A 226-nucleotide genomic window follows, 5' to 3' on the forward strand; every position below is an offset into this window, starting at 1 on the left:
GTTGTCCGAGGCGGCCGAGACGACCGCGGTCTCGTACCACGCCAGCGCGCCCTCTCTGGGAGCGACGAACTCCACCCAGTCGTCGCCCTCGCTCCGCATCTGGACGGTCTCGTTGCGCCCGCTGTGTCCGACGAGGAAGTTACCCTGCCGGAACTCCTGAATGAAGGTCGGGTCGGGGGCGATGTACCCCTGTAGTCGCGACTTCTGGTCGATGAGCACCTCCTGG

1 pseudogene is annotated in these 226 nt (G+C 66.4%); it reads right to left on the reverse strand.

The features are described from left to right. Positions 1–226, reverse strand: a pseudogene (locus EXE44_RS21585) (spermidine/putrescine ABC transporter substrate-binding protein); the annotation flags it as partial.

The organism is Halorubrum sp. SS7, from assembly GCF_005435055.1.
GTDB lineage: Archaea > Halobacteriota > Halobacteria > Halobacteriales > Haloferacaceae > Halorubrum > Halorubrum salinarum.